This window comes from Ruminococcus sp. D54t1_190329_F1, assembly GCF_015551645.1.
In the GTDB taxonomy this organism is placed as follows: Bacteria; Bacillota; Clostridia; order Lachnospirales; family Lachnospiraceae; genus Blautia_A; species Blautia_A faecis.
In genome coordinates, this window is sequence record NZ_JADNDC010000012.1 from 100310 (window position 1) to 106984 (window position 6675).

Below are 6675 nucleotides of genomic sequence, written 5' to 3' on the forward strand. Positions count from 1 at the left end.
GATGGGAATTTCATATATAGTGATGTCACTGATAAGAGAGATGCCGGTTGTGTGTAAGATTCTTGCATAATGGTATCTACTTATCGTCAGTAAGCTGAATAGAAATAAAAATTACCATATATTTCGTCAGATTATACAGAAAAATGGAAATTTTGAACCGCAAAAAATTACAATTTGAAATTAATCAAATATTGTAATCAGCCTATGATTATGGCATAATGATTAAGGATATGTAAAAATTGAGAAAAATCCACGTTAACAAAAGAAAATACTTTGAAAAGAAAGGTCGCCTCTGCAGAATTGGCAGAGGGAAACGACAACAGAGGATTAGAACATGGCAATTTTTTCAATGGTTTTATCTTTGCTGTGCGGAGTATCATTTTTCCTTTTTGGAATGTCGCTGATGGGAGACGGACTGAAATCCGTTGCTGGTAATAAGCTGGAAGCATTCCTTTACAAAATGACCAATACCCCGCTGAAGGGAGTAGCACTTGGAACAGGTGTTACCAGTGTAATCCAGTCATCATCCGCCACTACCGTTATGGTAATCGGTTTTGTAAACTCCGGTATGATGAAGCTGAAACAGGCAATTGGTATTATCATGGGCGCAAATATCGGAACCAGTATTACAGGATGGATTCTGTGTCTGTCTTATATCCAGGGCTCCGGTGGAATTGCAAGTATTCTTTCTACAGCCACTATTTCAGCAGTAGTTGCTGTAATCGGTATCATGCTTCGTATGGTCTGTAAGAGATCTGTATACCGAAATATTGGAAACATTATGCTGGGTTTTGCCATTTTGATGAATGGTATGCAGATGATGAGTGGAGCAGTTTCTCCTCTTCGTGAAAGTCCTGTATTCATTGATATGCTGACAATGTTTTCCAACCCAATTGCAGGTATCCTGGTAGGTATTGCATTTACCGCAGTGCTTCAGAGTGCATCTGCAACAGTTGGTGTGCTGCAGGCTCTTTCCGTAACCGGAATCCTCACCTTTGCAAGTGCATTTCCAATTGTTCTTGGTATCGGTGTTGGTGCTGCATGTCCGGTACTGATCTCTGCAGTTGGAGCGAATAAGAACGGTAAGAGAACAGCTCTTGTATATTTGCTGAATGACTTATTCGGTCTGATCCTGTGGTCCATTGTATTCTATACCTTGAATGCGTTCATTCATTTTGGATTTTTGGATATGATCATGACTCCGGTATCCATCGCATTTTTGAACACCATTTTCCGTGTGGCTACCGTTGTGGTGCTTTTCCCGTTTATTTCCAAGCTGGAGAAACTGGTTTGCTATCTGGTTAAGGACAGCGCAGAGGAGCTGGAGGACGAGGCAGACTTCGATCTTCTGGAAGAGCGTCTGTTAAATTATCCTGCACTTGCAATTGGACAGTGTCATCGTGCTATGAATGGTATGGCCAAGAAGCTTCGTAAGAATGTAAACAGAGCTATGAACCTTCTGAATGATTATCAGCAGGATAAATATGATAAGGTACAGCGTAAGGAAGACCTGATCGACAAATATGAGAGCCGTCTTGGAGAGTATCTGATCCAGCTCACCAAACGTGAGATGAACACCGCCCAGACGCGCCAGACCTCCCTTTATCTGCACACAATCAATGACTTTGAGAGAATTGGCGATCACGCTTCCTACATCGCACATATGTCCAACGAAATGCATGACAACCACACGAACTTCTCTCAGACAGCATGGGATGAGCTGAATGTAGTCATGGATGCAGTCCGTGAGGAAATCAATGTGACCTGCAATGCATTTATGAACGATGACAGAGAAGCCGCACAGCGTGTTGCACCACTTGGCGTGGTAATCACCAGACTTTGTGATGAACTGAAGATGCGCCATGCAGAGCGCCTCAGCCAGGGCAAATGCGGACTGGAAGAGGGAACTGTGTTCAGCGATATTCTGAACAGCTTTGGACGTATTGCTTCCCACTGTGCAAGTGCCATGACAGCACTTATGAAAAGTGGGGAAGAGACAACCGATATCCACATTCACAACTCCAGGATTTATCCTACAGATAGTCTGGAATATTACACTTATTTTAAGGAATACAGACAGAAGTATGATATTGGCACAGAAGTGGAGCATAAGCTGAGTATGGAGCCGGAAGAGGTTGAATAAATAATTTTTAAGATAAAAACACCGTCAGATGAAAATTCGCAGATAAAATGCGAAAGTCACCTGGCGGTGTTTTTTATGCAGCAGGGTTCTTTATGGAAAAATTAATACCCTGGATTAACTAAAAAACAATATAAAAAAGAACAAAATGCTCTAAAAATAATTCCAGACTCTCTCCACTCAGCCGAAACAAAGAATTAGGCATCCGTGCAAAAAAATAAAAATGTAAGTATTTTTATTCTTTTTCAAAAAAACGTGTTTATCAGAGCTGAGACACGTATAGTTTATGTATGGTTTATACTGTGGGAGTCTGAAGCACCAGTTATTTCGATGGAGTGTGAACAGGATGTGATGCGGCTGCCTCTTTTTGGGCTGTTTTCGCATCCTCAATGATATCAGGGTTATTGGGTACGTATTCTACTATATCATCCAGATCACAGTTAAGAACAGTGCATATTCGGTCTAATGAAAAGATTTCTACATTTTCATTGTCCCGAAGTCTGCGCAATAACCTTTTTTCGATTCCACACTCATTAATGAGATAGTACTGTGAAATATGGCGTTTTTTCAATGTCTCCCAGAATCTGTCGTATTTTATCATCACTCAAATTCCTGTCCATTTTGTTCTTGCCATATCTCTATTATGGGTTTAAAATGAAAAACATAACAGGGTGATTATAGTCACCCTATCTGGGAGGACTAAGATATGCGAAAAGGATTAAAAATAGCAGGTTCCACTGTATTTGCAGCTGCATTGTCTTCGTGTCTGTTTTACTGTATGGTAGCAGGGGCGAAATCTGGCGCTGTGGTATATGTGGTCATGGCTGCACTGTTGTCTGTTATTATTTCGGTAACTCTGTGTGCAGGGTTTCATTATATCCGCCATCTTCAGAAGCTTTTGAAGGAGCTCAGTGAGAAGTAGTTTTTATATAAGAAGTAGTAAACAGTGGAAGTACGATTTAGATCGTGTTGTTGTATAAGGGAAACAATAATTCAGAAAGAGCTGGCGACAATAGGTATCAGGAATAATAGAACAGCTGTGATGGATGGAAAATCTGTCAGAGCTGTTCTTTTTGTGCCATAATAAAAAAGGACATAATAAAAAAGGCGCTGGCATTTAAGCCAGCACCCTTTAAAGCAACAGAGATGTATAAGCGGATTATTTCTCCACCAGAAGTGATTTACCAGTCATCTCAGCTGGCTGCTCCATGCCCATAAGCTGGATCAGAGTCGGGATGATGTCTGCCAGGCAGCCGTTCTCACGAAGAGTATATTTCGGGTCTGCATTAACCAGAATGAACGGTACCGGATTGGTGGTATGAGCAGTATATGGCTCGCCTGTCTCATAGTCTACAAGCTGCTCTGCGTTACCGTGGTCAGCACAGATGAACATCTGTCCGTCAACCTCCTTCAGAGCCTCTACAGCCTTTCCTACGCACTCATCAACAGCCTCAACAGCTTTGATAGCTGCAGCTTCAACACCTGTATGACCAACCATATCCGGGTTGGCGAAGTTGATGATGATCACATCATATTTCTCAGATTTGATTGCTGCAACAAGCTTCTCGCAAACTTCCGGAGCGCTCATCTCTGGCTGCAGGTCGTAAGTCGGAACCTTCGGGGACTTCACAAGGATTCTGTCCTCGCCCTTGTTTGGCTCCTCAACGCCACCGTTGAAGAAGAAGGTTACGTGAGCATATTTCTCTGTCTCAGCGATACGTGCCTGAGTCATGTTGTGAGCTGCAAGGTACTCGCCGAATGTGTTGTGAAGCTGAACCTTGTGGAATGCAACCAGCTTATTTCCAATGGTGTCATCGTAATCTGTGAAGCATACATATGTGAGGTCAAGGCGTTTCTCTCTTGCGAAACCTGTAAATTCGTCATCGCAGAATGCTCTTGTGATCTCACGTGCACGGTCAGGACGGAAGTTGAAAAATACAACAGAATCTTTATCAGAAACAACGGCAACTGGTTTGCCATCTTTCTCAATGACTGTTGGAAGAACGAATTCGTCTGTCTTGCCGTCGTCATAGGATGCCTGTACAGCCTCAGCTGCGTCGGTTCCCTTAACACCCTCGCCCTTGGTAAGTGCGTTGTAAGCAAGCTCAACACGATCCCAGCGGTTGTCACGGTCCATTGCGTAATAACGTCCGGAAACAACACCAATCTCACCTACGCCAAGCTCATCCATCTTCGCCTGGAGCTGCTGGATATATCCTTTTCCGGAAGCCGGAGGGGTGTCACGGCCGTCCAGGAAGCAGTGTACATAAACTTTATTAAGTCCCTCTTTCTTAGCCATTTCAAGAAGACCAAAAAGGTGAGTAATGTGGCTGTGAACACCACCATCAGAAAGAAGACCCATGAAGTGGATCGCGGAATCATTTTCTTTGGCATTCTTCATAGCTGCAAGAAGTGCTTCATTTTTGAAAAAGTCTCCGTCCTGAATTTCTTTGGTGATTCTGGTAAGCTCCTGGTATACGATACGGCCTGCACCCATATTCATATGACCAACCTCGGAGTTACCCATCTGGCCGTCCGGAAGACCTACAGCCAGTCCGCTTGCATTACCTTTTACAAAAGGATATTCAGCCATCAGCTTGTCCATGACAGGTGTGTTCGCTTCGTATACAGCGTTTGCGTCATGTCTTTCATTCAGGCCATATCCGTCAAGAATCATTAAAACCGTTGGTTTTTTGCTCATAATGTGCTCCTTTATATGATAAAATTTCCCTTTTGTTGTTCCTTATATATAGTATCAAAAATCTGGGATTTTTCAATCACAATTTTTTTTATTTCTGGAAACTATTTTTAGCAGTATTTACTATGGGAGTTCTGATGAGAAAGAATTCTGCCTTGGCAGGCTTTTTATATAACAGCTTATTACATAAAAAAGGCACGAACGAATCGTGCCTTTGACTGTATGCTTAAGATAAACATATGTACAATATAAATTTGATTTTTCTAATTACTTCCTATAAACTCGGATAGTCTTTGAAATACGCTTTACCGAAGACTTATTGGAAAGCTCCTGTACCGCTGTCTTAAAGTCACCCTCACGAACCTTGGAAGTGATCACAACAACCTCTGCAAGATGGTCGTCCTGATTCTGGCTGTCTTTCTGGATGATCTGGGCAATGCTTACGTGATATTTGGCGAAAACCTCCGTCATTTCAGCAAGTACACCACAGCGGTCTTCTACATGAAGGCGAAGGAAGTAACGGTTGTAGGTATCTTCCATTTTTTTCACAGGAAGCTGTTTATAGCAGGTGCATCCGATACGGCCGCAGCACCCTGCTTCCATATTGCGCACAATATCAAAAATATCTCCAACTACGGCGCTTGCAGTAGGAAGCTCACCTGCACCCCGTCCGAAGAACATGGCGTCCTCTACAGCATCTCCATGGACAAAGACCGCATTATAGGAATCATTAACGGTTGCAAGAGGATGATCATTTGGAATCAGCATCGGGCAGACGTAAGCTTCTACACCGGACTCAGTATTGCGGGCAACACCAAGAAGCTTGATGGCACAGCCCATCTCTTTTGCATAGCGGATGTCCTTGGCGGAAATTTTTGTGATTCCTTCGATATAAACATCATCAAATACCACTCTGGAATTAAAAGCAACGCTGGCGAGAATAGCCACCTTGCGTCCTGCATCAAGTCCATCAATATCCGCAGTAGGATCCGCTTCTGCATAGCCAAGCTCTGTGGCAAGTGCCAGTGCATCTTTAAATTCCATATTCTCCTGGGACATTTTTGTGAGGATGAAGTTGGTAGTACCGTTTACAATACCCATAACCTCGCTCATGTGGTTGCCTGCCAGGCACTGCTTCAAAGGACGGATAATAGGTATTCCGCCTGCTACAGCTGCTTCAAAGAGAAAATCCACATGGGAAGCTCTGGCTGTGTCCATAAGTTCTTTTCCGTGGACGGCAATCAGATCTTTGTTTGCTGTTACTACGTGCTTGCCTGCGTGAAGAGCATCCAAAATATAGGTTCTGGCAGGTTCGATTCCGCCGATCAGTTCGATTATAATGTCAATGGAAGGATCTGCTTTAATATCCTCCCAGCTATTGGTAAGGACAGCCGGATCATCTACCTTGCCAGCTGCCTTTTCCAGGTTGCGGACAAGTATTTTGCGTATTTTAACCTTGCAGCCGATCTTGGCTGTCATTTCTTCTTCCTGGTTCTTCAGAACCTTGTAAACACCGGTTCCAACTGTTCCAAGCCCAAGCAGGGCTGCGTTTATAACTTTTTCTCCCATGGGGAACTCCCTTCTTAAAAATAGTAGTGCTGCCGTTTGATCGTGGTTCCCGTTCATAGTCTTGCAGCAGATATAAACGTAAGCGCGAAAAAGACAGATGTCTTTCACACGTTAACATTTCGTTATGTGGTTCTTATAGTATGGCAGAAAATGGTTTTTGTCAAGCGCTTAAAATAATACAATCCTATGGATATGAACCATTTATGATAATGTCCTAATATACCATAAAGGAAAATGTCCCAATGTAGTATAATGCTTCCATCAACAG

At 43.0% G+C, this 6675-nt stretch carries 5 protein-coding genes; 2 read left to right on the top strand and 3 right to left on the bottom strand.

Annotated elements, in window-relative coordinates; all coding sequences use genetic code 11:
• Positions 1-334: 334 nt before the first annotated feature.
• Positions 335-2143: a Na/Pi cotransporter family protein gene (locus I2D69_RS07550; protein WP_118580913.1), complete on the top strand. Its 1809-nt coding sequence runs from the start codon at positions 335-337 to the stop codon at positions 2141-2143.
• Between the two features lie 319 nt (positions 2144-2462).
• Here the strand turns inward: I2D69_RS07550 and I2D69_RS07555 are convergent, their stop codons facing one another.
• On the bottom strand, positions 2463-2741 hold the full coding sequence (locus I2D69_RS07555) for a helix-turn-helix transcriptional regulator (RefSeq protein WP_118580910.1): 279 nt from the start codon (positions 2739-2741) through the stop codon (positions 2463-2465).
• A gap of 105 nt (positions 2742-2846) precedes the next feature.
• Here I2D69_RS07555 and I2D69_RS07560 point away from each other — a divergent pair, with 105 nt between their 5' ends.
• Positions 2847-3062 carry a hypothetical protein gene (locus tag I2D69_RS07560; protein WP_118580907.1) on the top strand — a complete coding sequence of 72 codons (216 nt, stop codon included), beginning with the start codon at positions 2847-2849 and terminating at the stop codon, positions 3060-3062.
• A 237-nt stretch (positions 3063-3299) separates the two neighbouring features.
• On the opposite strand, the gene gpmI is transcribed toward I2D69_RS07560, so the two are convergent.
• Positions 3300-4841, bottom strand: coding sequence for a 2,3-bisphosphoglycerate-independent phosphoglycerate mutase (gene gpmI / locus I2D69_RS07565; protein ID WP_118580904.1), 1542 nt, complete (start codon positions 4839-4841; stop codon positions 3300-3302).
• 264 nt (positions 4842-5105) lie between these two features.
• Entirely contained in the window at positions 5106-6407 is a 1302-nt protein-coding gene (locus I2D69_RS07570) for a homoserine dehydrogenase (RefSeq protein WP_118580901.1), read from the bottom strand.
• Positions 6408-6675: the final 268 nt, after the last annotated feature.

Excerpts from the sequence above, each read along its gene's own strand:
- I2D69_RS07550 (WP_118580913.1), top strand. The coding sequence starts at position 335 with ATGGCAATTTTTTCAATGGTTTTATCTTTGCTGTGCGGAGTATCATTT.
- I2D69_RS07555 (WP_118580910.1), bottom strand. The coding sequence starts at position 2,741 with ATGATAAAATACGACAGATTCTGGGAGACATTGAAAAAACGCCATATT.
- I2D69_RS07560 (WP_118580907.1), top strand. The coding sequence starts at position 2,847 with ATGCGAAAAGGATTAAAAATAGCAGGTTCCACTGTATTTGCAGCTGCA.
- gpmI (WP_118580904.1), bottom strand. The coding sequence starts at position 4,841 with ATGAGCAAAAAACCAACGGTTTTAATGATTCTTGACGGATATGGCCTG.
- I2D69_RS07570 (WP_118580901.1), bottom strand. The coding sequence starts at position 6,407 with ATGGGAGAAAAAGTTATAAACGCAGCCCTGCTTGGGCTTGGAACAGTT.